The organism is Methylomonas rapida (assembly GCF_024360925.2).
Classification (GTDB): domain Bacteria; phylum Pseudomonadota; class Gammaproteobacteria; order Methylococcales; family Methylomonadaceae; genus Methylomonas; species Methylomonas rapida.
The window spans coordinates 2,191,350-2,217,820 of record NZ_CP113517.1 but is presented as its reverse complement, the minus strand read 5'-3'; the positions used below and the strand labels follow the sequence as shown (position 1 = coordinate 2,217,820).

Below are 26,471 nucleotides of genomic sequence, written 5' to 3'. Positions count from 1 at the left end.
AGGGTTTCCCAACATGATGGTCACCTTCGTTAGCCAATGCCAGAAAAAAGCCCTGGCCCGCACCCGCCGCGTCCTCGACGCCTTCGCCAACCGCATCGGCGACAACACCTGGCAAACCGTCATCACCGAAGAAGGCCTGATCGCCGTCAAAACCCTACTACGCAAAACCGCCACCAAGAATACCGCCGTCGCCTGCCATTGGATCAGGTCGCGCAGTCGCAGCGAGTTGGTTTGGGTGGTAGGGAATCGGGAACAATTCAATTCGCAAGGCATCGTGCCAGTCAATACCACCACCAAGGAACTGATAATGGATTTACCCAAGCAAGCGCCCAACCCAAATTTCCTTTACGCCAATACCCATTTGCAAGCGCTAGCCGAACATTTGTTCGCCGTCGGTTACGTCGCGGAACAGTTGCTAGCCCGCTTAACGCCGGATAAACAAAATGAAATGGAGGCGACTTTCGTTGCCGGCTGTTTACACGATCTCGGCAAAATCGACCCGGCCTTCCAGGATTGGACCAGAAACCCGAAGAAAAAAGACTTTCAGGCGGAAGACGGCCAGCACATAGACGACAGCAAATTCAGCTTCGAGAAACATCCTCGGCACAACGAAATTTCTGTTTTGCTCTATCAATTGCTCGATCCGATTTCGTTCAAAGGCATTAGCACCGGCCACAAGAACGCGATTAAACACACTATTTATTGGCACCATGCCAAACCCTTTCGCAAAGAGAAGGATCAAGAGTTTTCGACGTTTGGCGGAATCTACAAAAAATTCAACGCTAACTTAACGACCCTATCTTTTTCGGAAATCGTTGAGAAAGCACAACGGCTGCTACAGCAGGTCGGCGAAATTGATTGCAAATATCGAAATGCCGAGACTTCGCTGATTACCAAAATCTACAGCGAGACGGTGGACTTGGATACTTTGGAAACTATCAAAACTACGCCACTGCCCAGCTACAAAACCTATGAACTGGAAAATCGCATCGACGAGTATCGCCGGCACATCACCGCCAACGCCGTGCATAACTTGACGCGGGCTTGCGTCATTTCCGCCGACCGCTTGATTTCCGCCTTGTCCTTTGACGACTTGCATGACCATATCAAACATAAAACCTTGTACCGTTTGGTCGACGAAACCTTGCTGCTGGAAAGCAACTTGGGGTCGCAAATCCAGACTTGTATGCAACAATTTCCTTCCGGTGACAGAACCGACAAGCAACATGAAATCGCTGTAAAGCTCAGCAAGGTAAACGATGTTGCCGTTTTGGCCGGGCCAGCGGGATGCGGCAAAACCAAGATTGCACTGGAATGGGCGCAATTAAAAAACGCCCAGCAAATCATTTGGATTTGTCCTCGTGTGCAAGTGTGTCAGGGCTTATTTCTGGAACTGACATCCGAGCAATATCTGCCGGACGCCAAGATCGAAATCAACACTGGCGAATTCAAATTCACAAAGGAATGGGGAAAAGCGACGTTGGAAGACGATTATTTTTCCGGCGACGTCGTGATTACGACCATAGATCAAGTATTCGGAGCCATCATCAGCCACACAAAAGTAAACACCTTGATAAATGTGCTGAACGCTCATGTGGTATTCGATGAATTTCACGAGTATGTCGCTATGCCAGCGTTCAACCTGCTGTTTGCCGAACTGGTCGAATGCAAAAAATCACAAGGCAGCAGCGCCAATACCTTGTTGGTTTCCGCCACACCGCATTATTTCTTTCTGAATACCGTCATGGAGATTCAGCCGGAAGACATCATCGAAATGCCCAGTTTCAATCCCAGCGAGTACCGCATTGAATTCAAAGTATTCGATGAAACGCAACAGGACATAAGCAATCCGTTGTATCAGCGCCAAAGCGGCAATACCATCGTGATTAGCAATACCGCCCAAACCGCACAAAAAAGCTTTATTCGCAACCAAAACGGCGAAAACGCGGTATTGCTGCATTCCAAGTTCAAAAAAAGCGACAAACACAGATTATTCGACGAAGTTTACGAATCATTCAAGAAAGACGGAGCCCGTAAATTCGAGGTCTTGCGCGCCGGCCCGATTGTCCAGGCATCGTTAAATATCACCAGCGACTACATGGTGTCTGAATTGACCACTGCCGAAAACTTTCTACAGCGTTTGGGCCGGCTCGACCGATTCGGCGCCAATTCGACAGCCAATATTTACAGCGTGGCCGTGCCGGAATCAATCCATCAAGGCAAAGGCACCGGAGCGGCGGCGCGATTCTTAGCCCGACAATATTCTTTCGCCGCCACCAAGGCTTGGTATCAATTCTTGCAAGCCGAAGAGATTGAAAACCAAACCATTCAATTGCCTAAACTCTACAAACTGTACCGAAATTTTCACGAAATGCCGCAAGCCAAACAGGCCATGGAAGCGGATTTATTGGCATGCTTTAAACAAGGTGTACAGCTTATTCAAAATAAGGTCGTCGATCCGATTACCATCCCGCCGAAGAAAACCACGGAGAAAGGTCGCGCAAAAATCAGCAAACATTCGTTACGTGGCGAAAACCGGTTTGTGCAAATGGCAGTCTGCGATTTAAATAATCCTGAAAATCCAATTTTTTTGAATGAATATGCTTACACCATGCCTATTCGTGAAATTGAGGAAATTGACAATCTAACCGATGATTTGACGCTATTGAACAATCTGGACTTGATTAGCTATATGGCCAAAAAACATGGGAATATTGATCCAACGCATCCGATTAAAGGTATTCCTGAAAATAGAATGTCTCTTAGGAATAAAGTTATTGAAGGATTTGCCAGAGATCCGGAATTTCCAATTTATACAAGCTATACGCCCGATGATTTAAGTAGAGTAGGCGGAGAATCTTCACGGCATAGTTATGCTATCTACTACGCTATCTGTGAAAAACAGCCCATCGGCGCAATTTCAATCAAGCAATTAACAACAAATGAGGATTAAGTATGCAAAAAATTACCGGTATTAAAAGCGTGGATTTTAAAGTGGTTGCTTACGGCTATGGAGTGGTCAACTGGAATGGTCCAACTGCGCTAAGACCAGAGGGTGCTACAAAAGACTTAGATAATCATACGTTGCCTAAATTACGAGGCTATACAAATTTGACAGGAAAAGTCAGTGAGAAAGGCTTTAAGTACAAAAAAGAGCCCACGGACATCGACTTCAAAGAAACGCCGATGTATATCAGTCAAAACTGCATTCGACACCATTTATTCAAGGACCAAGCTTATGATCTGCATTATGCCAAGGATAAAAATCTACTTTCTGTATTGAAATCAATTACTGGATTGGTTCGCGGATATGTAGTCCCTTCCAGCCAATGTAAACGCACTAGTCCGCTATTATTGGAAGATTTCGTCGATCAATTGGGCAAAGGAAATTTCGAACAAATGGGACGTTCAGGTACTAAAGAAAAAGATAAGGATGACAAAGGCGATGATGTTGCCAGCAATTCATTTTTCTCCAAAACCACATTTGGTGAAACCGAATATTTGGCTTACGGCTCAATTAGTATCGAGCAATTGCAATTTATTTCGTTAGATAAAAAATTCGACCGCGCCGCGATGGTTATCAAAGACGGCGAAGGCGAAAAAGTTGCCCAGGCAGTACAAGAGTTTATTAAAACCATCGATCCTAGCCGGAATCCAAAAGCAATATTTCATCAAAACTACGTGCGTGGCGGCACGATATTCGAAGAAGGTGAGGTCGGTATTTTATTGGATAACGAAGCCATCGACATTTTAGTCAAGGAAACCTTGCGCATGATCGAAGAGCTGAGTATTCGCCAAGCCAAAGGCTATATGTATGTTGATAGCCTACTAGCCGATTACAACGACAGCAACAAAATGATGCGTATAAAACGCAACCCGGCCGGAATTAACGAAGAAGCAAAGGCACCCTATGCGGTTTATTTTTACGCAAAATAAGGAAGTGCCATGCGTATTACTATTAAATACGAAGCGTCTTGGCGAAACTCATTTTTGGATGGCTCCAATAACGAACCTTTGCCCAAAAACGGCCGTCCGTTTGTCGGCTCAATGACCACCTTGGGCAAGCGCGATGGCAACGGCAATTATCCAAATTTTATTAAGCGGGAAATTACTCATGATACGGTGATGGGTATCTTGAATCGGCTTATTGGCGATCAAAGAAAGCTGTATCAGTCCAGGAACTGTCCAAATTATTTCTTTTTAGGCCTGGAAGATAATATATCGTTTGATGATCAGCAAAATGCGGGTAATCCTATTAACACCGAGACGGTTTATATACGGAATATGGAGGGCAATACCGACCAGAACTCATTTTCAGGCATGATTAAGGGTAATCATCCTGCATTTATTTCTGATTACTCCAGAGAGTTTTGGGGAGTGCTTTGGTTGTCATTTGAAGAGCTCAAGTCTTTTTTAACTGATAGTTCATTTGCATTTGATTTACCTAGTTCTGTTGATATTAGCTTGTCATCTGTTCTGGAACGATCGCTATATCTACGCGACGTTATGAAGCCAATGACATGTGATGAAGCTATCATCAATGTGGTTTCAATAATGAAAACAGTGTTTCCTGAAGAAAAGTACATTGAAGCAGACAAGTTAAAACCAATAAGACTCTATGCAGCGGCGTTATATATTCAATTGGAACGACTCAAGAAAAAATATGATATGACAACTGCTTGTAACAGAAGAGGGACTAATACCTTCGTGTATGGTTATTCTAAGCGAGGATTTAATGGGACACGAGATTTCATGAAAAACTTTGTCACCGGCGGTGAAAAGCCAATCTGGGGTAATCCCTATAAGTTGGATCGGCGCAATACGGAAGGAGTGTCCTTACTAACCAAAGCCAACGGTACGCTAGATATTCACATTGATATTCCAGAAAACAAAGCCCAACAACTCAAAGAAATGATCGAAGCCGCTGGCGTTTCCAGCTTCTATTTGGGAAAAAAGGGGTTGGCTTATGTCGATGTTATTCGCTGACCGGAAAACAACATGAACTATTACATTGAAATTACGTTATTACCTGCCCCTGATTTCAGCCTATTCAAACTTTGGTCCCGAGCATTCGAACAACTCCACCTCGGCTTCGTGGAAAATCAGGATGATCAAAAGCGCGTTCCTATCGGCTTATCGCTACCGGAATACAAAATGGGAGAAAAGTACGGCGTATTAGGCAGTAAATGCCGTCTGTTCGCCGCCGACATAGCCAGGCTAGAACGCTTCAACGCGCCGCAACGCTTGGCGCGCCTTAGCGACTACGTGCATTGCACTTCCATCCGGCCAGTGCCTGCCAAGGTGGCGGGTTATGCGGTTTACCGGCGCGAACGGCCCAAGACCAATCCCGAGCGTTTGGCCCGGCGTTACGCCAAACGCCACGGCATGGACCTGGAAACCGCGCTGACAACGACCGTGGAACTACAAGCGCCGACCGGCGACGCCAGTTATTCGACGACCTTTCGTTATGCCGACATGCCCGTGCCGTCGGTGGCCTTGCCGTTTATTCGCTTGCAAAGCTTGAGTGGCGGACAGACATTTTGTTTGTGGATCGCGAAAACCGAAGTCGCCGCACCAGTGGCCGGTAGTTTTAGCGCTTACGGCCTAAGCGGTGCCGCCACCGTACCGGAATTTTGAATAGTCTTGGGTGAGCTGGCATTTACCTAGACTGCTTTTAGGAATTAATAGCCGTAGAGCGAGTTCAATACGCCTGCGGCTAGGATTATCGGCGATGGGAAAAAGTTGTTTACTGGCTGTTTTTGATGTCGTCGATTGTCGGTAAATCTTTGCATTTGATTGAGTCGTTAGATTTCGCGGCTAAATTATCAGAGTCCACTTTAACAACATGTATCATTCCATCGTGGGCAAAGACATCAACGAAGTCTCCTGCCTGAAACCCAATGGCATTACAAACGGCTTTCGGTAAGGTCACCTGTCTTTTGCGGGTTAATCGAGCCATTGCATCTCCTTGATAATCTACTGTAACAATTGGAGTCAATCGAATTTTGGTCGCCGGTAATTTCATTATAGGTCCATAGCGCTTTTTTCATGCGTTCGGTCGGTTCCGTCGGGTTAGCCTCCATGTCGAAAATCATTTTCCAATCCTGATTGGTAAATGTAGTTTGCCGCCAAAGCGTGCTTTTGTCTAACGGGGACTACCGCTCTGCCAAACTTAAATCAGAAGCTATTGCTTTGGCATTTTTTAGTTTGTCGTTCTTGATTGTCATAGCGTTACTCCTAATGACGATATTGTACCGACAAAGTTAACGGACTAGGATTGTCATCTGGCATTTCGCTATTGCGATAAGTTCAAGCCTTCCGAGGCCTTGCCGTTCATAAGCTTGTAAAGCTTGAGCGGTGGGCAGGCGTTTTGTTTGTAGATTAGATTAGTAAAACCGAAGTCGCTGCGCCGATGGCCGGTAGTTTCAGCGCCAATGGTCTGAAATAGTGCCGCCAACGTGCCGGAGTTTTGACCCAAAATTTCCCGCTCTTTAACAATCTGAACTAAATCAGCCGGTTACGAATAACAGTTTTGCGGATGGTAAAAATAGGTCAAACCGCCCGCAACCCTTGTCGCAACCGACTTTCCGTTTATTTATAATCAGTCCGCCGCCGCACAGGCGGCTTAGAAAAGTAATACAAATCTGCCATAGTTTCATAGTTTGTCCGCCGCCGCACAGGCGGCTTAGAAAAATATAACCGCCGATTATGCATTGCAATGGATGTCCGCCGCCGCACAGGCGGCTTAGAAAATTTGCTGTAACTAATGTTCCTTCGCCCATCAGTCCGCCGCCGCACAGGCGGCTTAGAAAGTTAGTCTTGCAACTAATTCGTTAGTTAGCTAGTCCGCCGCCGCACAGGCGGCTTAGAAAAAACAGGTTTGCCGGCTGACTCAACAATGCGTGTCCGCCGCCGCACAGGCGGCTTAGAAAAGAGACTCAGCCACGACCAGAAACGGAAAAATGTCCGCCGCCGCACAGGCGGCTTAGAAATTTAGGCCGATGCTAGGGGCTATCCGCGCTATGTCCGCCGCCGCACAGGCGGCTTAGAAAGCTTACCCGGCAATCCGGTGGCCGTGCTGGTTGTCCGCCGCCGCACAGGCGGCTTAGAAATGAACGCAACAAGGATCAGGCAAAACTTCAAAGTCCGCCGCCGCACAGGCGGCTTAGAAATAAATTGGCCCAGGTAATAACAATTGTGCCATGTCCGCCGCCGCACAGGCGGCTTAGAAAATTTTCTTGAAGCGTAACCAACTGAGTTTTAGGTCCGCCGCCGCACAGGCGGCTTAGAAAACTAGTTGGCTTAGTCACCCACAAAGTGGCACGTCCGCCGCCGCACAGGCGGCTTAGAAAAGTAGCAAAAAACGTTGCCATGCTGATCGGCAGTCCGCCGCCGCACAGGCGGCTTAGAAATGAAGGTAAGCTAGGAACCCCGCCAAATTGTTGTCCGCCGCCGCACAGGCGGCTTAGAAATTTAAAAAAATCGGTGAATTGCTTGTAGATTTGTCCGCCGCCGCACAGGCGGCTTAGAAAAAGACGTTCCAGAACCACCAGAAGAATTATTGGTCCGCCGCCGCACAGGCGGCTTAGAAATGAATAAGTTATATCGTTTATTGTTGCTGCATGTCCGCCGCCGCACAGGCGGCTTAGAAAAAGACGTTCCAGAACCACCAGAAGAATTATTGGTCCGCCGCCGCACAGGCGGCTTAGAAATGTCAAATATTTTTCAGCCAGCGGCATAGTTTGTCCGCCGCCGCACAGGCGGCTTAGAAAATCATTCAAAAGGACGGGTACCGGCTGTGGGGGTCCGCCGCCGCACAGGCGGCTTAGAAATCTCGACGAATGCCGCTCATGGCGATAACCGTGTCCGCCGCCGCACAGGCGGCTTAGAAATTCGGCGGCCTGTTCATCGCTCACTTCCGTGTGTCCGCCGCCGCACAGGCGGCTTAGAAATATAAACATCGGCACGTCAGGCGCAAAAGGCGGTCCGCCGCCGCACAGGCGGCTTAGAAAAATCAATCGTGGCTTTGTTGAGTTCATCAATCGTCCGCCGCCGCACAGGCGGCTTAGAAAAGAAATCGCGTCGTTTGAACAGTCCTCCGCATGTCCGCCGCCGCACAGGCGGCTTAGAAAGGTATTGTTCCACGCCCCCCGGATAACCCATGGTCCGCCGCCGCACAGGCGGCTTAGAAAGATAGAAAGTATCTGTTGCGCGAGTTGTTCAAGTCCGCCGCCGCACAGGCGGCTTAGAAAGATATTCTTAATGATGAAGAGCGAGAAATCTTGTCCGCCGCCGCACAGGCGGCTTAGAAAGTTCAGACTCAACCGCGCGATAACGAAAATCTGTCCGCCGCCGCACAGGCGGCTTAGAAAATTAGCAAGCTGGAGACCTTTTTCGTATATGCGTCCGCCGCCGCACAGGCGGCTTAGAAATTTTATTTCCGGCTCAAAATCCGGAAAGGCATGTCCGCCGCCGCACAGGCGGCTTAGAAAAATATAGAGCGTTCGCCCTTTACCATTGGGCTGTCCGCCGCCGCACAGGCGGCTTAGAAATTATGTGTAATATTGCCTTTTTGATAATCACCGTCCGCCGCCGCACAGGCGGCTTAGAAAAAAAACCTGGACTGGTTTGAGTCATGTCATAAGTCCGCCGCCGCACAGGCGGCTTAGAAAAAGCCTTGGATTGACATTTTATTATATTAAGAGTCCGCCGCCGCACAGGCGGCTTAGAAATGTCGTAGCTGCGGAATATCACTTTGCCGTAGGTCCGCCGCCGCACAGGCGGCTTAGAAATTTTCCGGCTCCCATTCTTGCCTTTTCGTTTTGTCCGCCGCCGCACAGGCGGCTTAGAAAATTTTTGGCCCAACCAACCCTTTGACGGCCCCGTCCGCCGCCGCACAGGCGGCTTAGAAAACAGGAATTAAATGTCGGTGGACAGGCCGATAGTCCGCCGCCGCACAGGCGGCTTAGAAAATTATTTGTACCAAGCTTACCGCCGTTGGCAAGTCCGCCGCCGCACAGGCGGCTTAGAAATATTAAATTTAAGCGACTAAGCGCAAGTGGTTGTCCGCCGCCGCACAGGCGGCTTAGAAACAGGGTGAATTGACCGTTTACGCGAGCTGAGTGTCCGCCGCCGCACAGGCGGCTTAGAAATCAGCCAGGCGCGAATTGACGAAAGTCTTTAAGTCCGCCGCCGTACAGATGGCTTTTCCTCGTTCCCGCGCTCCTGCATGGGAATGCGTATTTGTCTTTCAAGCCCCTATGGGTTCCTGCGGCGAACCGTCCAGACCAGTCTAACCCCACAAGCAGACCGTAAACCTCAGAGACGAATAAAATCAAGAGCCTGTTAAAGCAAATGCCTGACCATTTGCCGCTCTTCGATCAACTCGGCCTGATTTTGCCGCAGTCTTTCCAGGCTGAATTCATTCAAATCCAGGCCTTTTACGATGTTGTACTGGCCGTTTGTCACCGTCACCGGAAACGAAAACACCAAGCCCGGTTCGATACCATAACTACCATCCGAAGGCACCGCCATGCTGACCCAATCGCCGTCATCGGTGCCGTTTATCCAGGTAGACATGTGCTTGATCACCGCATTGGCCGCGGAACCCGCGCTGGATTGACCACGAGTCTTGATGACTTCCGTGCCGCGATGCTGGACGGTCGGTAAAAATTCGTTGACGAACCAGTCATGCTCAACCAGCGACAGTGCCTCCTGTCCCTTGACGCGGGCATGATGCAGGTCCGGATACTGCATGCAGGAGTGATTGCCCCACACCGTGATGTTTTTGATGTCCTTGGTCAGTACCCCGCATTTTTGCGCCAATTGACTGACTGCGCGCGTGTGGTCCAGCATCGTCATCGCCGCGAAACATTCCGGCGCCAGATCGGGTGCCTGACTGATGGCAAGGTAGGCGTTGGTGTTGGCCGGATTGCCGGTGACCAATACCTTGACGTTGCGACTGGCGGCTTCGTTCAACGCCCGCCCTTGCACGATGAAAATTTCGGCGTTTTCCGATAGCAAATCGCTCCTGAGCATGCCGTGTCGGCGCGGCTTGGCGCCAATCAGGAAGGCATAATCGACGTTATCGAAGGCCACTTTGGGGTCATCGGTGATGACGACCTTGTGCAGCAGCGGAAAGGCGCAATCATGTAATTCCATGACTACCCCTTTCAGCACCTCCAATGCCGGGGTAATTTCCAACAAGCGCAGTACGATGGGCTGATCGGGTCCCAACAAGTCTCCCGCCGCCAGACGAAACAACAATGAGTAGCTAATTTGGCCAGCAGCGCCTGTCACGGCAATATCGACGGGTGTTTTCATGGCTTCCTTTTTAATTATTGGGTGTTGATGACGAACGGCGCCGAATGCAAGGTACGCGCGTCCACACTCTTTTTGCCGCAAACGATACCACATTCCGCGTTTGGTCAAAGCTTATTGGATTGTGAGGCGACCCGGTAAATATCCTTGTATAATGGCGCGCCTCAAAACGAACGCCCCCTATATTTCAGGTAAGTGAATGAAAAAATTGCTATTCCAGTTCGACACCGACACGCACCCCTCGGCCTTCGACACGGTCGTGGCTTACGATGGCGGCGCCGATCATGTCATCGGCCATGGCGGACTTACTCCGGAAAATGTCGGCGCATTGGTTGAAGGCTGCATTTTTACCCGCGCGCCCAAAGACAAGAAAAATACCGCCATCTTCGTTGGCGGCAGCAACATGGAGGCCGGCCAAATGTTATTGGCCGCGGTGCAAAAGCATTTTTTTCCTGGCTTTCAAGTGTCCGTGATGCTGGATAGCAATGGCAGCAACACCACGGCTGCCGCCGCGGTGGCAAGAATTGCACAAAGCACCGCGCTGGCCGGCAAAAAAGCGGTGGTACTGGCGGGTACAGGGCCGGTTGGCCAGCGCGCCGCCGCGATGATGGCATTGGAAGGCGCGGAAGTCTGCATTACCTCAAGACATATTTTCAACGCGGAAAAGGCTTGTTTCGCGATGAAGGAGCGTTTTAACGTCGACATTACCCCGATCCAGGCTGATGATTTCGATGCGCGGGCAGCCGCGATTCAAGACGCCCACATCGTCTTCGCCACCGGCGCTGCGGGGGTGGAATTGTTGAAACCGGAACATTGGCAGAACAACCCGAATCTGGAAGTATTGGCTGATGCCAATGCTACCCCGCCAGTCGGCATTGGCGGCACGGAAGTCATGGACAAAGGCAAGGACCGCCACGGCAAAATCATTTGGGGCGCGATCGGCTTTGGCGCGTTGAAATTAGCCCTGCACCGGGCCTGCATTGCCAAGCTTTTTGAAGATAACAAACAGGTGCTTGACGCCGAGGTTATCTTCAAACTGGCCAAAGACATGGCCTGAATTAGGGGCCATGGTTCATCGAGCAGCCGAACGGCGCGCGCATTGCCTTGAATTGCTCAAGGCGGGCATAGCCGCCGCCGATCCCGCCACCGCGGTTACCAAGCATCTGCTCAATCGCGCGGGGCGCTTTTGCCTTGGTCTCAATGCCGACAACAGCCAGACTCGTAGCGGCGACTGGCATAGGATTCGAGTCATAGCCTTTGGCAAAGCCGCCTGCGTAATGGCTGAGGCAACCCGTTCCACCATACCATCGGATTTACTGACAGTCCCCGGCCTCATCGTCACCACCTACGAGAACGCCCGGCCCATCGAAGGCTTTGAGGTGCTTGCGGCTGGTCATCCGCTGCCGGACGAAAACGGCCTGCGCGCCGCTGAAATCATGGCCTCAAGCGTGCAACGGGCGCAAAAAAACGAATTGGTGTTGGCATTGATCTCGGGCGGCGGCTCGGCGCTACTCCCCTGCCCGGTTGATGGCCTCTGCCTGGCCGATAAAATCACCACGACCCAATTGTTGTTGAATAGCGGCGCCAGCATTCATCAGCTTAATTGCGTGCGCAAGCATCTCTCTCGACTCAAGGGCGGCGGCTTGGCGAAACTATCCGCGCCGGCCGATTTGCATGCCATGATATTATCCGATGTCTTGGACGACGATTTGAGCGTGATCGCCAGCGGCCCGACCGTGGCCGACGATACGACCTTTGCCGAGGCGATCGAGATTTTGCAAACCCGGCAACTCTGGAACCAAACGCCTGTCAGGGTTAGAGAGCATCTCGAGCAGGGCAAGCGGGGCCTACGAGACGAAACCCTGAAATCTGACGCCGCATTGTTACACCATGTGAGCCACACACTGATCGGTAGCAACGCGCTCAGCGTCGCCGCCGCGATGAAAGCCGCCCAAACCCTGGGTTATGAAGCAGAACTGTACCACTCAAGCTTGTGCGGCGAAGCGCGCGAGGTCGCCAGCCAATTGGCCGTGAATTGCAAGCAACGCTACCACGCCGGACTCCAACAACCCGTCGCGTTGATCGCAGGCGGTGAAACCACCGTGACTGTGACGGGCCAAGGTAAAGGCGGCCGCAACCAGGAAATGACGCTGGCGTTTGCACTGGCCATGGAAAAACTGGGCTTGAAACAGCATTGGACTTTTTTGAGCGCGGGCACCGATGGCCGCGATGGCCCGACCGACGCCGCCGGCGGGCTCGTCGATGGCCAAACATTGACCCACATGCGCGCGGCCGGCATAGCCCCTGAAGCGGCGCTTGCTGACAATGACGCGTATACAGCGCTGAAAGCCTCGAATGATTTAGTCATCACCGGCGCCACCTCTACCAATGTCGCCGATTTGCAAATACTATTGCTGCACCCTATTACCGAATAAAACCCTATCAGGAGATCACCATGTTTAATCAATCGATGACCATCGAAGGCTTTGACAACGAATTATTCCAGGCCATCGAGCAGGAGCGGCAACGTCAGGAAGACCACATCGAACTGATCGCTTCCGAAAATTACGCCAGCCCGCGCGTACTGGAAGCGCAAGGCACTTTGCTGACCAACAAATACGCCGAAGGTTACCCGGAAAAACGCTATTACGGCGGCTGCGAATACGTCGACATCGTCGAGCAACTGGCCATAGACCGCGCCAAGGCACTGTTCGGCGCCGATTACGCCAACGTGCAGCCGCACTCCGGCTCACAGGCCAACATGGCGGTATTCATGTCCCTGGTGCAGCCCGGCGACACCATTCTGGGCCTGAGCCTGGCCGACGGCGGCCATTTGACCCACGGCGCCAAGCCCAACTTCTCCGGCAAGATTTATAACGCGATTCAGTACGGCTTGAATCCCGAAACTGGCGAGATCGATTACGACCAAGTCGAAGCCTTGGCCTTGGAACACAAACCCAAAATGATCATCGCCGGCTTCTCGGCCTATTCGCGCATCTGGGATTGGCAACGTTTCCGCGACATCGCCGATAAAGTCGGCGCTTATTATGTCGTGGACATGGCCCACGTTGCTGGCCTCGTGGCCGCCGGTCTTTATCCCAATCCAGTGCCCATCGCGGACGTCGTTACCAGCACCACGCACAAATCCCTGCGCGGCCCGCGCGGCGGCTTGATTTTGGCCAGGAGCAATCCGGAATTGGAGAAAAAGCTCAACGCCAATATCTTCCCCGGCATTCAAGGTGGTCCGCTAATGCACGTGATCGCCGCCAAGGCTGTGGCGTTCAAGGAAGCCATGACGCCGGAGTTCAAAACTTATCAGCAGCAAGTCGTCAACAACGCACGGGCGATGGCCGAAGTCTTCATCAAACGCGGTTACGACGTAGTATCCGGCGGCACCGACAACCATTTGATGCTGGTTTCGCTGATTGCCAAGGGCATCACCGGCAAGGCCGCCGACGCCGCCCTGGGCCGCGCCCACATCACCGTCAACAAGAACGCCGTGCCCAACGACCCGCAATCACCCTTCGTGACCAGCGGCATCCGCGTCGGCACCCCGGCCCCGACCACTCGCGGCTTCAAGGAAGATCAGGTGCGGGAAATCGCCAACCTGATGTGCGACGTGATGGACAACCTCGACGACGAAAACGTCATCGCGGCGGTGCGCGACAAAGTCAAATTGTTGTGTTCACGCTTTCCGGTATATTCGGAGGCCTAATCTAACTTCGCGGAATGCAGGGTGCAATCGGCGCAAGCCAGATTGCACCCGTTTAATGCATGAACAATCGTTTTACTTTGGACCGACTCCCGATACTGTATAGCTTCCGCCGCTGTCCCTATGCGATGCGCGCCCGTTTGGTGATTGCCTATGCCGGCATTGCCGTCGAACTTCGAGAAGTGCAACTTAAGAACAAACCCCAGGCCATGCTGGAAGCATCGCCGAAAGGCACGGTGCCGGTTTTGGTCTTACCGAGCAGCGAGGTCATAGACGAAAGTTTGGACATCATGTCATGGGCGCTGGGACTCAACGATCCTGATCATTGGCTGGAAACGCAATCTCAAGCGCAAAGCTTGATCAGACGGAACGACGGCGAATTTAAATACTATCTGGACCGTTACAAATACGCGGATCGTTATCCGGAACACCCGATCGAGTATTATCGGACCCATGGCGAATTATTCTTGGCTGAATTGGAACAGCGTCTTGAGCGAAATGCTTGCTTAAGCGGCCCGCGATTCGGTTTGGCCGACGCCGCGATCGCGCCATTCATCCGCCAATTTGCCGCAGTCGACCGCGATTGGTTTGCCAGCTCCGCTTATCCGGCGTTGCGAGGCTGGCTGCAAAATTTTTTGGATTCGCCCCTATTAGCCCAGGCAATGCATACTTATCAACCCTGGTCTAAAAACGATGAAGCCGTGCTGTTCCCCTGAGTTACGGAGCCCGTATGAATAAAAAAATCAAAGCCTTAATATCGGCTTCGCTACTCAGTTTATCATTGCAAACAAACGCAAACGATCGTGTCGATTTAGCGGATATTTATGCCGATGTCTTGCTTTATCGTCCTATTGGTTTAGCGATGACAATTGCGGGTAGCGTGATCTTTGCGGCAATTTCGCCCATGCTGGCAATAGCCGAGTTGAATCCCAGCAACCAAGCTTTTGCCGATGCCAAAAATGGCTTGGTCATAACGCCATATGATTTTACGTTCAACAGACCTTTGGGTGTCCTGAGACCTGGCCCCGACGAGTATCAGAAGCGCTAACATCCACCGAAACGGTCGACCATTAATTATTCTTTATAAACTAAGCATTTAATATTTTTTGTCAGGAGACATTCATGTCAGACATCGAAATTGCCCAACAAGCCAAGATGCGCCCCATCATCGACTTGGCGGGCGAAAAATTCGGCATACCGGCCGAACATCTCGACCCTTACGGTCATTACAAGGCCAAGATCTCGCTGGAATACGTCAACAGCCTGACCGACAAAACCGACGGCAAATTGATTTTGGTCACCGCGATCAGCCCGACCCCGGCCGGCGAAGGCAAGACCACGACGACGGTGGGTTTGGGCGATGCGCTGAACCGGCTGGGCAAGAAAACCATCATCTGCCTGCGCGAACCCTCTTTAGGCCCGTGCTTCGGCGTCAAAGGCGGCGCGGCCGGCGGCGGCTATGCCCAGGTGGTGCCGATGGAAGACATCAATCTGCATTTCACCGGCGACTTCCATGCGATCGGCATCGCGCATAATTTATTGTCCGCGTTGATCGACAACCATATCAACCACGGCAACAAGCTGGACATCGACCCGCGCCGCATCCAATGGAAACGCGTGGTCGACATGAACGACCGGGCGCTGCGCAAGATCGTGGTCGGCATGGGCGGCCCTGCCAACGGCTATTTGCGCGAGGATGGATTCGATATCGTCGTCGCCTCGGAAGTGATGGCAATTCTATGTCTGGCCACCAGCCGCGCCGACTTGAAGGAACGCTTGGGCCGTATCGTCATTGGCTACAAATCCGACAAAGTCACGCCGGTTTACGCCAAAGACCTGAACGCCCACGGCGCGATGGCGGCAGTCCTGAAAGACGCGATCAAGCCGAACTTGGTGCAAACCCTGGAAAACAACCTGGCCATCATCCATGGCGGCCCGTTCGCGAACATCGCACATGGCTGCAACACTGTTACGGCGACCAAAACCGCATTGAAACTGGCCGATTACGCCGTGACCGAAGCCGGCTTCGGCGCCGATTTGGGTGCGGAGAAATTCCTGGACATCAAATGCCGGATGTCCGGCCTCAAGCCATCGGCTGTGGTGTTGGTCGCGACCGTGCGGGCCCTGAAATTCCACGGGGGCGTCGCCAAGGACGAATTGAATCAAGAAAACCTGGAAGCATTGGAAAAAGGTTTAGCCAACCTGGAACGCCACCTGCACAACATTACTCAACATTACGGCCTGCCGTGCGTGGTCAGCATCAACCATTTCAGCTTCGATACCGACGCCGAAATCGAGCTGTTGAAACAAAAATGCGAAGCCCTGGGCGCCAAATGCGTGATCGCCAAGCACTGGGCCCATGGCGGGGCCGGCGCGGAAGACTTGGCGCACGAAGTATTGAACATCGTCGACCAGCGCGAGCCGGCGTTCAACTATGTCTACGACAGCGAATTGCCGCTGTGGAACAAGATAGAAGCCATCGCCACCAAGCTGTATGGTGCCGGCAGCGTCAGCGCCAGCCCGAAGGTCATGGCCGAAATCAAGGCGCTACAGGCCAACTACGGCGACTTCCCGATTTGCATGGCCAAGACCCAGATGTCGTTCACGACCAACCCGAACGCCAAGGGCGCGCCTTCCGGTCATAACGTCGAAATCAGCGAAGTACGCCTGGCCAACGGTGCCGGTTTCATCGTCGCGATTGCCGGCGACATGATGACGATGCCGGGCCTACCGAAAGTGCCGGCCGCCGAGCGCATCGACATCAGCGACGACGGCGTGATCAGCGGTTTGTTTTAAATTGACCGAAAGGTGCGGTAGCTTCAGCTACCGCACCAAATTGAAGTCTAGGCCTCGGTCGTCACCCGCAAGACTTCTTCCAGCGTCGTGATACTTTGCAAGGCCTTGCCGACGCCATCATCGTACATGGTCTGCATGCCTTCCTTGATCGCTTGTTGCTGAATCACATAGGCTTCTTCGTGTTTCATAATCTGCTTGCGAATCGCATCGCTCATCGTCAAGAATTCGATGATGGCCAAACGTCCCTTGTAGCCTATGCCGTTACACGCGGGACAGCCAACCGGCTTGTACAGCAATATTTCGCCCTCCGGTTGCCAGCGCCGCAGTTGCATCTCTTCAATTAAAGTATCTGAAGCCGGATAGGCCTCCTTGCAAGCCGGACATAACCGCCTGACCAGGCGCTGGGCCAGGATGCCGTTGATGGTCGAGCTTAATAGGTATTCCTCCAAGCCCATGTCCTGCAGCCGCGTGATACCGGCGGCCGCGTCGTTGGTGTGCAACGTGGACAGCACCAAGTGCCCCGTCAACGCGGATTGCACGGCGATGCGGGCGGTTTCCAGGTCGCGCATCTCGCCTATCATGATCACATCCGGGTCCTGCCGCACGATGGAGCGCAAGGCCGAGGCGAAGGTCAAGCCGATTTGCGGCTTGGCTTGAATCTGATTGATGCCTTCCAACTGATATTCGACCGGATCTTCCACCGTGATGATCTTGCGCTCGGACGTATTCAGGGTTTTCAGCGCCGCATACAGACTGGTGGATTTACCGCTGCCGGTCGGCCCCGTGATCAGGATGATGCCGTGCGGCTGAGACAACACATGCATGAAATTTTCCGCCTGTTTGCCGACGAATCCCAGGGTATTGAAATCCAGCACCGCGTTTTCCTTGTCCAGCAAACGAATCACCACGCTCTCACCGTACAGCGTCGGCACCGTCGAAACCCTTAGATCCAATTCCTTTCCCACCATCTGCAACTTGATGCGTCCATCCTGCGGCAAACGGCGCTCGGCGATGTTCAGTTTCGCCATGATCTTGATACGCGACAACACGGCGGCGGTGGAAGCGACCGGCGGCGAATCGATGTCCTGCAGCACCCCGTCGATGCGTAGCCGGACTTTCAGGCTTTGCTCGAAAGGTTCGATATGCACGTCCGATGCGCGGCTTTCGACGGCTTTTTGCAGGATGAAGTTGACCATCCGAATGATGGGCGCTTCGCTGGCCAAGTCTTTCAGATGCTCCAAATCCTCGTTATCTTCTTGCTCGACCACCAGGCCGTCGACCAATTTGTCCATTTGCGATTTGCCTTCGCCGTATTGCACTTCCAGCGCGGCGTCTATTTCCGACATTTGCCCGACATGCAACCTGATCTGCTTGCCGGTCGCCAGCTTCAAGGCCTGCGGCAGATAATCGTCTTCCGGGTCTACCACAGCGACATCCAGCGCTTCATCATCGGCTTGCAAGCCGACCACATGGTGATATTTCAAAAACCGCAGCGACACCTCGTCTTGAAAGGGCGATTGCGGCGGATAATGTTCCGGCCGCAAGCGATCGAGCGCGCGCGTCTGGGCAAAGGTATCGGCTACGTCGGCATCCGAGCATAATCCCAACTTGATCAACATCTGCGGCAAACTATCGTCTTGCGCGGATTTTTGCATGCGCCGCGCCTTGGTCAGGTCGCTATCGGACAACTTGCCGTTGCGTTTCAGCTGACTAATGAAGTCGGCGTATTTTTCGGGGGGGCTGACGGTTTCCATGAAATATCTCGCTAATGCATCCAGAAATGCGTAATGGATTTATTGTCGTCAATTATAACGACAGTCGAAATAAGCCAACTGAAAATCAAGCTGTACGGTCTGTCATAAACCGATCGCAATTACCGTTCGCCTGATCGCCATGTTGCCGAATATTCTGGCAATTTTGGCGATCAGGTCTAGCAAAGGACTTCTTCAGAATCACCCGTTTTGCAAACCAGCGATGTATTTTCACCGTCAGAATGATTGGCAAATCATGGCACCAGTCATAAACTGCGGCTTCTGTTGTATTTTTCCGATGAAATCGAGGCAATCTGGAGAACCTAATGGCCCCCGAAATTTTAATCACCGTCGCGACGACGGCTATCGCCCAAACCCTGTTTGGCGCGGGCGTACTGTTGTTCGGCACCCCCATTCTACTGCTGTTGGGCTATGGCTTTGTCGACGTGCTGACTGTGCTGCTGCCTATTTCCCTAAGCATTAATTTGATGCAAATCGCCAAACACCACGCGCATATCGACTTTTCGTTTTACCGCAACGTGTTGTTGTTGACATTGCCGCCAGTGGCGATTTTCCTGTTCTTGGTGACGCATGCCCGTATCAATATCGGCTTGCTCATGGGCTTGTTTTTATTGCTGATCGCACTGAAGGAATTTTCCGAAAAGATCGCTCATTTGGCTAATGGACTGATGAAATACGAAAAAGCCTATTTCGTCGCAATGGGCATCATCCATGGCATGAGCAATCTGGGTGGCTCGATGCTGACGGCCTTGGTTCACCATAAAAACTATGACAAGGATGTGGCGCGGGCAACGGTTGCGGCCTGTTACGGCACGTTCGCGGCCGTGCAAATGCTGACCCTCTGGCTGTTCAGTCGCGGGCAAATCGACATTTCGCTGAACGAAAACCTGATTTATCTGGTGATAGGCGTTTTGGTGTTCGGTTTGACCGACGAGGCGCTTTATACTCAAATCGATAGCAAAAAATACCGTTCGATCTTCTCGGCGTTTCTGGCGCTGTCCGGCCTGATGCTGACTTTTAAAGCGTTTGTTTAAGCCATGAATCAGTTGATTGCTATCGCTTTGGGTGGTTCGCTTGGTGCTGTGGCCCGTTTTTGGGTGGCCAACGGCATTTATGCCTGGCTGGGTCGCAGCTTTCCGTTCGGCACCTTATTCGTCAATGTCTCCGGTTCGTTTTTGATGGGGTTTTTGACGGCATTGTTGATGCAACGCCTGATGGTGGCGGTTGAATATCGCGCCGCGATTTTGGTCGGATTTCTCGGCGCTTACACCACGTTTTCGACCTTCGCCTTGGAATCGTTTTATTTATTCGAGGATGGCAATCTCGGCAAGGCCGCATTGAATATCTTTTTAAGCGCGGTGCTATGCTTGGTGGCGGTCTGGTTTGGCATGCTGCTGGGACGCACCCTCTTCGGCGACGGAGCCTATCCCTGGCTGGAACATTTGCCTTATGTGCAGATGACGTTCGGTATCTTTGCCGCGTTCTTGCTGGCGACTTTGGCGCAATTCTTGTTTCAGCGCTTGAACCTGACGGTCGAGTGGCGCTTGATCTCGTTGATTCTGCTGTTAGGTTTAATCGCCATGTCTACGACGCTCTGGCTGGCATTCAAGCTGTTTCACTTTCAGCTGGAATTATCGGAAATATTGGGCATTTTCATCACCACCAACCTGTTCGGCATGTTGGTGATGTGGCTGGGTACACTTTTTGGAAATTGGTTATGGCAACTCAATCTATTACGGTAGCGCGCATTTATCTCAGGGAAGGCGAACATCTGCTTGCCAAGGTCATCAAGTTTTTACACGAGCAGGAAAAGGTTTCCGGCGTCACCGTATTTCATGGCGTCATGGGCTTCGGTCCGGACGGTGAAATTCGCACCAGCCATCTGGTGGAGCTGAGCCTGGATTTGCCGCTGGTCGTCGAGTTTTACGATGTGCCGGAAAGAGTCGAAAACATCATTGCCCATCTGCAAACGCAATTGGGCATTTCTCACGTCGTTAGTTGGCCCGCGCTGAGCCACGACATCGGCGGCTAAATCTCGGTCTCCTTCTGGAGATCGGTTTGCTGTCGGAGTCGGTGGAGATGAGCGATCGATTGGGGTATCATCTTGCCCTTTGATTTTAAACCCTAGATTCCTCCGAGATTCACTATGCCCCAATACCGTTCCCGTACCAGCACTTTTGGCCGCAACATGTCAGGCGCACGAGCGCTATGGCGCGCCACCGGCATGAAGGATGAGGACTTCTCCAAACCCATCATCGCCATCGCCAATTCCTTTACCCAGTTCGTGCCCGGCCATGTGCATTTGAAGGATATGGGCCAACTGGTTGCCAGAGAAATCGAAAAAGCCGGCGGCGTGGCCAAGGAATTCAACACCATCGCGGTGGACGACGGCATCGCGATGGGTCATGGCGGCATGTTGTACAGCTTGCCCAGCCGTGACCTGATCGCCGACAGCGTGGAATACATGGTCAACGCCCATTGCGCCGATGCCTTGGTCTGCATCTCCAACTGCGACAAAATCACCCCCGGCATGCTGATGGCCTCGCTGCGCCTTAACATACCGGTGGTATTCGTCTCGGGCGGGCCGATGGAAGCTGGCAAGGTCAACTGGAAAGGCGAAATCCGCGCGCTGGATTTGGTGGACGCCATGGTGGAAGCCGCCGACGACCGCGTCAGTGACGAAGAGGTGGCCGCGGTGGAACGTTCCGCCTGCCCTACCTGCGGTTCCTGCTCCGGCATGTTCACTGCCAACTCGATGAATTGTCTGACCGAAGCCTTGGGCTTGAGCCTGCCCGGCAATGGTTCTCTGGTCGCCACTCACGCGGACCGTGAACAATTGTTCCTGCGCGCCGGCCGCCTGATCGTGGAACTGGCCAAACGCTATTACGAACAAGACGACGTTAGTGTGCTGCCCCGCTCCATTGCCACCTACGAAGCCTTTCAAAACGCGATGAGCCTGGACGTGGCGATGGGCGGTTCGACCAACACGGTACTACACTTATTGGCTGCGGCGCATGAAGCCGGCGTAGACTTCACGATGTCCGACATCGACGCGATTTCACGCCGCGTGCCATGTCTGTCCAAGGTAGCGCCGGCCACGCAGAAATATCACATGGAAGACGTCCATCGCGCGGGCGGCGTGATCGGCATTTTGGGCGAACTCGATCGCGCCGGTGTGATCAATCGCGAGGTGCCGACCGTTCATAGCCCAACGTTGGGCGCGGCCATCGAACAGTGGGATATTCGGCTCAGCGATGATGAAGCGGTCAAAACCTTTTACCGCGCCGCGCCGGGCGGCATACCGACCACCGTCGCCTTTTCGCAGTCGGCACGCTACCCCGAATTGGACGAAGACCGCGCCCATGGCTGCATCCGCGACAAGGCCAACGCCTATTCGCAAGACGGCGGCTTGGCGGTGTTGCACGGCAACATCGCGCTGGATGGCTGCATCGTCAAGACCGCCGGCGTGGACGACAGCATCCTGAAATTTACCGGCCGCGCCCGCATCTTCGAGAGCCAGGATGACGCGGTCGCCGGCATCCTCGGCAATCAAATCCAGCCGGGCGACGTGGTGGTGATTCGTTACGAAGGCCCCAAAGGCGGCCCGGGCATGCAGGAAATGCTGTATCCGACCAGCTATCTGAAATCCAAAGGCTTAGGCAAGGCCTGCGCCCTGCTCACCGACGGCCGTTTTTCCGGCGGTACGTCCGGCTTGAGCATTGGCCACGCCTCGCCCGAAGCGGCCGAAGGCGGCGCGATCGGCCTGGTGGAAGAAGGCGATACGATAGAAATCGACATTCCCAACCGCCGCATTCATCTGGCCGTGTCGGTGGAAGAGCTCGAGCGCCGTCGGGCGGCCATGCAGGCCAAGGGCGCACAAGCCTGGAAACCGGTCAACCGCAAACGCAGCGTTTCCGCCGCCCTCAGAGCCTATGCGGCCATGACCACATCGGCGGCCAAGGGCGCGGTAAGAGACGTATCACAGGTCGAACACAAGTAAAACAGCGAAAGCAAGCCTGCTGGTATCGTGGCGTCACGGTACCAGCAAGTCCTGCTCAACCTAAAAAAATCAGCAGGCCACGAAAAGCACGAAAGCAGTCAATGCTTTATGCATTCAGCGGATTATTCGATCGCCACAATCCCAGCATGCTCATCGAAATGAACCGTAAGCTTCTTAGCCTGCCGGGCCTCGGCTAATTGGCTTACCTGCAACTCAAAGCGCTGAGCCAGTTCGCCGTCACTGACAGCCTCCGGCGTTTTGCCGGGATGCGCGGTATGCAGCCATGTAATGAAAAAGGTCCAGGCCAACCAGAGCGCTGCAATCAGCAAAATGATTTCACCGTACATCTGCAGCAGTTGCAGCAAGGTCTTGTAGCCGCCAAACCAGCGGATTTCATCCGACAAACTTTTGGCACCCATCAGCCAGCCGGCCAAGGTCAGCAAAGGGGCCAAAAAATAGAGCCATAACAGCCAACTCATCGCCGATAAAAATAGTGATCCCAGTTTTTGTTGCAAGCTTTGCAAATGAGGTTGGTCGATGATGATTTCCTTCATTTTTGCCTCAAACCTCTATCCAGCGTGACCCAAACCGCGCGTTGACCGCGTTTTTTACGCACGGCCTTGATGAAACCATTGATCGTGGTGCCGACATTGATCAGCCAATACACGATCGGATACCAGATCATCCAGTAATAATGCTGCGCCGAGCCGCCGCTGCGTTTTTCATAAATCGAATCAATGCTCAGACTGACGCCGAACTGAATCAAACAGGTGATGCAGAGCAGCATGCTGGTCCAGTGCGGCGACAAGTCCTCCAGGGCCTCTTGCGGTTGCTGGCTCAACAGCCATTGCAAGGGATTGGCCAGCAACAGGCCAATCACCAGAAACGCCCAACACAAGCTGATGCAGCATTCCAGATACAACGGCCACATGCCGCGCGAACGCCAACGCAGCAGCGGCTTGAAGTAACGTAGCAATACTTCGACGCCGCCCTGGGCCCAGCGGCTGCGTTGCTTCCATAAACCTTTGATTGTCTCGGGCATCAACACCCAACACAAGGCATTGGGTTCGAAACGTATGCTCCAGCCAGCCAATTGCAGCTTCCAGCTGATATCGATATCCTCGGTCACCATGTCCGGGCTCCAATAACCGACCTCGTGCAGCGCGGTTTTGCGAAAGCCGGCGATCACGCCGGAAATGGTAAAAACATGGCCATAAGCACGCTGGGCGCGCTTGATCATGCCGACGATGGCCGAGAACTCGCCGACCTGGATCTTGCCGAGCAGTGTTGATCGATTGCGTATGCGTGGATTCCCGGTCACCGCGCCGACATGAGGATCGTCGAGAAAATGCCGCACGATCCAGGCCGTGGCATTGGGCGCCAGCAGTGCATCGCCATCGATACCAATCAAAATCTCGCTATTCGCGACCAGCGCCGCCGTGCGCAACCCCACCGCCTTGCCCTGATTGCTGGCCAAATTGACCACGCGGACTTGCGGATGCCGATCCGCCAGCTCGTGCAATATTTCCAGGGTATTGTCCTTGCTGCCGTCGTTGACCGCGATGATTTCGAAATGGGGGTAATGTTGCTGCAGCAAATACTCGATGGTCTCTCGGACGTTTTCGCCTTCGTTATAGCAAGGCACCAATATCGAGACCATCGGATAGTCCGGCAACACCGGCAAATCCGACAGCACATTGCCGCGATTTCGCTCCCAGCGCAGATAATAAATGATGCCGCCTATCATCCAGACATAGGCCATCAACAGCGGATAATAAAACACGAAACGAGACAACCACTCGTCGATCGGCTGCCACGGCATTTCCTCCAGGCGCTCCTGGGTCAGAAACCACCAATCGAACAGATGTTGCACCCAGGGTTGAGCAAACAAGGCTTCCATCCGCATCAATCCACGTTAGCCACGGGGAAGAACTTCTTCAGCGCGTCCAGTTTCGGCTGATCGTGATGCACGTTATCCGGGTAATAGCCGATATGCTTGGCGCCCAATTTTTTCAATAACTGGAACTGTTCCGTAAACACGTTCATCGGAATATCCTGCTGTTTTTTCCAGTCGACGGCCTGCAGTTCGAACACCATTTTGTCCAAACCGTTCGGGTGCTCGGCGGTTTTCTTGACCAGTTCCGTCAACCATTTTTTGGGATCGTCGGCTTCTTCCATGAACGGCATCGCCTCGATCGCCACGTAATCGTAATGCTTCAGGAATGCCGGAAAGGACTGCGCATACCATTCTTCGCTGTAAGGCTTCAGCAAAGGCAAGGCGTAGAGATTGCGGGCGGTTTTGACATAAGGCCTGTAATAACGAACCTTGTCGGTCAGATAATCGGTGAATTGTCCAAGCCATTCTGTCTTGTGTTGGGCCCAACGCAGGCGCAGTTCGCTGGAAGCATGAATCGCCTCGAACTCGGCCGGCAAGCCCCAGACCTTGTGCGTGACATCCAGCGCCGGTTGCGACACATCTTCAAAATCCGACAAAATGCCGTCGTCATGGAACAGAATACCGTTGAAGTCGCAATGCTTGGCCAAGTCTTCGTAAATCTCGCCGATGTATTGCCGCGCTTCCGGGTTGAACGGCGACAAGCGGGTATAAATGTGTCTCGCCGGTTTCGGGCCGCCTTCGCGCCATTCCTTGACGAACCATTTCAACGGCACATCGGCCTTGTAAGCCATGATAGGCATCCAGGCATAAACTTTAACCCCGGCCTTGGTGCGCAGTTGCAAGGCCACGTGATTGAATAAATCGCGCCTTACCGGTAAATGCCGATTCGGGAAATACAGTTCGTCGGCATTGCCGTCGCCGTCCGGATCGGCATAGGCCTGCAAGAAAACGGTATTGGCACCGCTGGCTTTGATGCGTTCCAACAAGGCATTCAGGTTGCGCCCCGTTTGTTCCTCGTCTTCGTCATAGATGTAATCCATATCGACATGGGCGACACGCAAGGGCAAATGGCCGCGCTGATTTTTGACGATCTCGGCGAATTGCTTGACATTGACATCGTCGGTGATCATCAAGCGCTTCATCGCCCCCACATCGGCCAAGGTATTGGCGCCGTCGTTCAGGCCCATGGTCAAACGCATGCCGGCGGCTTTGGCGGCCTCCAGGGCAATGGCGTTGTATTCGCCATAGGGCCACACCATCACCCGCGGCCTGACGCCGAGAAGCTGGAATAATTGGTCCGCGCTTTTTTCAACGGCCTGAAAAATCCGTTTGCGGTAATCCTCGTCCTTTTCGTATTCCTCGTATTCGCTGCTATACAAACGGCCCGTGACCGCACTCAGTTCATTGCCTTGCGGATTGGCGGCAATGCCATGGTGCAAGTCATAACTATGTGATGCTATCTCGACTAAGCCCGTAGCCATGGCCTCGCGTATTTGCTCTGGAGACATCAAGGGTTTGACGCCTGCGGTATTTTTACCTTCCAGCCAGGATCCCACGACTGCCAGCGTCGCCGGATAGTGATATTTTTTAAGCAGCGGCAAGGCTCGCGTGTAAAAACTCAGATAACCGTCATCGAACGTCAATATCACGGCCTTTGGCGGCAACGGTTTTTCCCCGCTCATCGCGTCCAATAAACTTTGAATACCGATGACGTGATAATTATTTTTTTTCAACCAGGCGAAGTGCTCGTCCAAATGCTGTTTGTTGACCGCAATCCGGTCGAACGGAGGCACCTTTTCCTCTTCTTCTAAGATGTCGTGATAATTCAGGACCAAAAACCCCGGATTCGCGCCATCGGCATAAGGCGGCGGCGAAGCAAACAGGCAAAACAAGATGACGAACAGGCGCAGAAAAAAAGGCATAAAGTGTTTGGAGAAAGGTAAGGACAACAAGAACTGTCAATGGACGTTGGCT

20 protein-coding genes and 1 CRISPR repeat array are annotated in these 26,471 nt (G+C 52.8%); of the genes, 14 read left to right on the top strand and 6 right to left on the bottom strand.

Going from position 1 to position 26,471, the window contains the following annotated elements; genetic code table 11:
- Positions 1–13 precede the first annotated feature (13 nt).
- Genes cas3 through cas6f form a run of 4 tightly spaced genes read left to right on the top strand, consistent with a single transcriptional unit; the run spans position 14 to position 5,637 of the window.
- On the top strand, positions 14–2,953 hold the full coding sequence (gene cas3, locus NM686_RS10350; protein ID WP_255187800.1) for a CRISPR-associated helicase Cas3': 2,940 nt from the start codon (positions 14–16) through the stop codon (positions 2,951–2,953).
- Positions 2,954–2,955: 2 nt separating this feature from the next.
- Positions 2,956–3,936 carry a type I-Fv CRISPR-associated protein Cas7fv gene (gene cas7fv, locus NM686_RS10345; protein ID WP_255187799.1) on the top strand — a complete coding sequence of 327 codons (981 nt, stop codon included), beginning with the start codon at positions 2,956–2,958 and terminating at the stop codon, positions 3,934–3,936.
- 9 nt (positions 3,937–3,945) lie between these two features.
- Entirely contained in the window at positions 3,946–4,986 is a 1,041-nt protein-coding gene (gene cas5fv, locus NM686_RS10340; protein ID WP_255187798.1) for a type I-Fv CRISPR-associated protein Cas5fv, read from the top strand.
- Positions 4,987–4,998: 12 nt separating this feature from the next.
- Positions 4,999–5,637, top strand: a complete 639-nt coding sequence (cas6f, locus tag NM686_RS10335) for a type I-F CRISPR-associated endoribonuclease Cas6/Csy4 (protein WP_255187797.1) — start codon at positions 4,999–5,001, stop codon at positions 5,635–5,637.
- Positions 5,638–5,746: 109 nt separating this feature from the next.
- On the opposite strand, the gene NM686_RS10330 is transcribed toward cas6f, so the two are convergent.
- Positions 5,747–6,025, bottom strand: a complete 279-nt coding sequence (locus NM686_RS10330) for an AbrB/MazE/SpoVT family DNA-binding domain-containing protein (RefSeq protein WP_255187796.1) — start codon at positions 6,023–6,025, stop codon at positions 5,747–5,749.
- A 579-nt stretch (positions 6,026–6,604) separates the two neighbouring features.
- A CRISPR array of direct repeats spans positions 6,605–9,152; the repeat unit is 28 nt; unit sequence GTCCGCCGCCGCACAGGCGGCTTAGAAA.
- Positions 9,153–9,345: 193 nt separating this feature from the next.
- Entirely contained in the window at positions 9,346–10,323 is a 978-nt protein-coding gene (locus NM686_RS10325) for a malate dehydrogenase (protein ID WP_255187795.1), read from the bottom strand.
- 196 nt (positions 10,324–10,519) lie between these two features.
- Here NM686_RS10325 and NM686_RS10320 point away from each other — a divergent pair, with 196 nt between their 5' ends.
- From NM686_RS10320 to NM686_RS10295, 6 genes are all read left to right on the top strand, one after another.
- Positions 10,520–11,377 carry an NADP-dependent methylenetetrahydromethanopterin/methylenetetrahydrofolate dehydrogenase gene (locus NM686_RS10320; RefSeq protein WP_255187794.1) on the top strand — a complete coding sequence of 286 codons (858 nt, stop codon included), beginning with the start codon at positions 10,520–10,522 and terminating at the stop codon, positions 11,375–11,377.
- Between the two features lie 10 nt (positions 11,378–11,387).
- Positions 11,388–12,755 carry a glycerate kinase type-2 family protein gene (locus tag NM686_RS10315; protein ID WP_255187793.1) on the top strand — a complete coding sequence of 456 codons (1,368 nt, stop codon included), beginning with the start codon at positions 11,388–11,390 and terminating at the stop codon, positions 12,753–12,755.
- Between the two features lie 20 nt (positions 12,756–12,775).
- Positions 12,776–14,035 (top strand): serine hydroxymethyltransferase, encoded by a 1,260-nt coding sequence (glyA, locus tag NM686_RS10310; RefSeq protein ID WP_255187792.1) that lies wholly within the window; start codon positions 12,776–12,778, stop codon positions 14,033–14,035.
- A gap of 59 nt (positions 14,036–14,094) precedes the next feature.
- Positions 14,095–14,748 (top strand): glutathione S-transferase, encoded by a 654-nt coding sequence (locus NM686_RS10305; RefSeq protein WP_255187791.1) that lies wholly within the window; start codon positions 14,095–14,097, stop codon positions 14,746–14,748.
- Between the two features lie 14 nt (positions 14,749–14,762).
- Positions 14,763–15,080: a hypothetical protein gene (locus NM686_RS10300; RefSeq protein ID WP_255187790.1), complete on the top strand. Its 318-nt coding sequence runs from the start codon at positions 14,763–14,765 to the stop codon at positions 15,078–15,080.
- Positions 15,081–15,154: 74 nt separating this feature from the next.
- Positions 15,155–16,828 (top strand): formate--tetrahydrofolate ligase, encoded by a 1,674-nt coding sequence (locus tag NM686_RS10295; protein ID WP_255187789.1) that lies wholly within the window; start codon positions 15,155–15,157, stop codon positions 16,826–16,828.
- 47 nt (positions 16,829–16,875) lie between these two features.
- On the opposite strand, the gene gspE is transcribed toward NM686_RS10295, so the two are convergent.
- Entirely contained in the window at positions 16,876–18,582 is a 1,707-nt protein-coding gene (gene gspE, locus NM686_RS10290; RefSeq protein ID WP_255187788.1) for a type II secretion system ATPase GspE, read from the bottom strand.
- A gap of 323 nt (positions 18,583–18,905) precedes the next feature.
- Here gspE and NM686_RS10285 point away from each other — a divergent pair, with 323 nt between their 5' ends.
- The 4 genes from NM686_RS10285 to ilvD all read left to right on the top strand — a co-directional run bounded on the left by NM686_RS10285 (position 18,906) and on the right by ilvD (position 22,600).
- Positions 18,906–19,634, top strand: coding sequence for a hypothetical protein (locus tag NM686_RS10285; protein ID WP_255187787.1), 729 nt, complete (start codon positions 18,906–18,908; stop codon positions 19,632–19,634).
- 3 nt (positions 19,635–19,637) lie between these two features.
- Entirely contained in the window at positions 19,638–20,342 is a 705-nt protein-coding gene (gene crcB / locus NM686_RS10280; RefSeq protein WP_255187786.1) for a fluoride efflux transporter CrcB, read from the top strand.
- Positions 20,318–20,632 (top strand): DUF190 domain-containing protein, encoded by a 315-nt coding sequence (locus tag NM686_RS10275; RefSeq protein WP_255187785.1) that lies wholly within the window; start codon positions 20,318–20,320, stop codon positions 20,630–20,632. The genes crcB and NM686_RS10275 overlap by 25 nt, the downstream gene beginning before the upstream one ends.
- Before the next feature lie 114 nt (positions 20,633–20,746).
- Entirely contained in the window at positions 20,747–22,600 is a 1,854-nt protein-coding gene (gene ilvD / locus NM686_RS10270; protein ID WP_255187784.1) for a dihydroxy-acid dehydratase, read from the top strand.
- Between the two features lie 122 nt (positions 22,601–22,722).
- On the opposite strand, the gene pgaD is transcribed toward ilvD, so the two are convergent.
- The 3 genes from pgaD to pgaB are packed head-to-tail and all read right to left on the bottom strand — an operon-like array spanning position 22,723 to position 26,419.
- Entirely contained in the window at positions 22,723–23,154 is a 432-nt protein-coding gene (gene pgaD / locus NM686_RS10265; RefSeq protein ID WP_255187783.1) for a poly-beta-1,6-N-acetyl-D-glucosamine biosynthesis protein PgaD, read from the bottom strand.
- Positions 23,151–24,500 (bottom strand): poly-beta-1,6-N-acetyl-D-glucosamine synthase, encoded by a 1,350-nt coding sequence (gene pgaC, locus NM686_RS10260; protein ID WP_255187782.1) that lies wholly within the window; start codon positions 24,498–24,500, stop codon positions 23,151–23,153. Before pgaC ends, pgaD begins: the two co-directional genes overlap by 4 nt.
- A gap of 5 nt (positions 24,501–24,505) precedes the next feature.
- Complete coding sequence (gene pgaB, locus NM686_RS10255; RefSeq protein WP_255187781.1) at positions 24,506–26,419, bottom strand: poly-beta-1,6-N-acetyl-D-glucosamine N-deacetylase PgaB; 1,914 nt, start codon at positions 26,417–26,419, stop codon at positions 24,506–24,508.
- Positions 26,420–26,471: the final 52 nt, after the last annotated feature.

Bases quoted from the DNA above. Each gene is read 5' to 3' on its own strand.
- cas3 (WP_255187800.1), top strand. From the start codon at position 14: ATGATGGTCACCTTCGTTAGCCAATGCCAGAAAAAAGCCCTGGCCCGC.
- cas7fv (WP_255187799.1), top strand. From the start codon at position 2,956: ATGCAAAAAATTACCGGTATTAAAAGCGTGGATTTTAAAGTGGTTGCT.
- cas5fv (WP_255187798.1), top strand. From the start codon at position 3,946: ATGCGTATTACTATTAAATACGAAGCGTCTTGGCGAAACTCATTTTTG.
- cas6f (WP_255187797.1), top strand. From the start codon at position 4,999: ATGAACTATTACATTGAAATTACGTTATTACCTGCCCCTGATTTCAGC.
- NM686_RS10330 (WP_255187796.1), bottom strand. From the start codon at position 6,025: ATGAAATTACCGGCGACCAAAATTCGATTGACTCCAATTGTTACAGTA.
- NM686_RS10325 (WP_255187795.1), bottom strand. From the start codon at position 10,323: ATGAAAACACCCGTCGATATTGCCGTGACAGGCGCTGCTGGCCAAATT.
- NM686_RS10320 (WP_255187794.1), top strand. From the start codon at position 10,520: ATGAAAAAATTGCTATTCCAGTTCGACACCGACACGCACCCCTCGGCC.
- NM686_RS10315 (WP_255187793.1), top strand. From the start codon at position 11,388: ATGGTTCATCGAGCAGCCGAACGGCGCGCGCATTGCCTTGAATTGCTC.
- glyA (WP_255187792.1), top strand. From the start codon at position 12,776: ATGTTTAATCAATCGATGACCATCGAAGGCTTTGACAACGAATTATTC.
- NM686_RS10305 (WP_255187791.1), top strand. From the start codon at position 14,095: ATGAACAATCGTTTTACTTTGGACCGACTCCCGATACTGTATAGCTTC.
- NM686_RS10300 (WP_255187790.1), top strand. From the start codon at position 14,763: ATGAATAAAAAAATCAAAGCCTTAATATCGGCTTCGCTACTCAGTTTA.
- NM686_RS10295 (WP_255187789.1), top strand. From the start codon at position 15,155: ATGTCAGACATCGAAATTGCCCAACAAGCCAAGATGCGCCCCATCATC.
- gspE (WP_255187788.1), bottom strand. From the start codon at position 18,582: ATGGAAACCGTCAGCCCCCCCGAAAAATACGCCGACTTCATTAGTCAG.
- NM686_RS10285 (WP_255187787.1), top strand. From the start codon at position 18,906: ATGGCCCCCGAAATTTTAATCACCGTCGCGACGACGGCTATCGCCCAA.
- crcB (WP_255187786.1), top strand. From the start codon at position 19,638: ATGAATCAGTTGATTGCTATCGCTTTGGGTGGTTCGCTTGGTGCTGTG.
- NM686_RS10275 (WP_255187785.1), top strand. From the start codon at position 20,318: ATGGCAACTCAATCTATTACGGTAGCGCGCATTTATCTCAGGGAAGGC.
- ilvD (WP_255187784.1), top strand. From the start codon at position 20,747: ATGCCCCAATACCGTTCCCGTACCAGCACTTTTGGCCGCAACATGTCA.
- pgaD (WP_255187783.1), bottom strand. From the start codon at position 23,154: ATGAAGGAAATCATCATCGACCAACCTCATTTGCAAAGCTTGCAACAA.
- pgaC (WP_255187782.1), bottom strand. From the start codon at position 24,500: ATGGAAGCCTTGTTTGCTCAACCCTGGGTGCAACATCTGTTCGATTGG.
- pgaB (WP_255187781.1), bottom strand. From the start codon at position 26,419: ATGCCTTTTTTTCTGCGCCTGTTCGTCATCTTGTTTTGCCTGTTTGCT.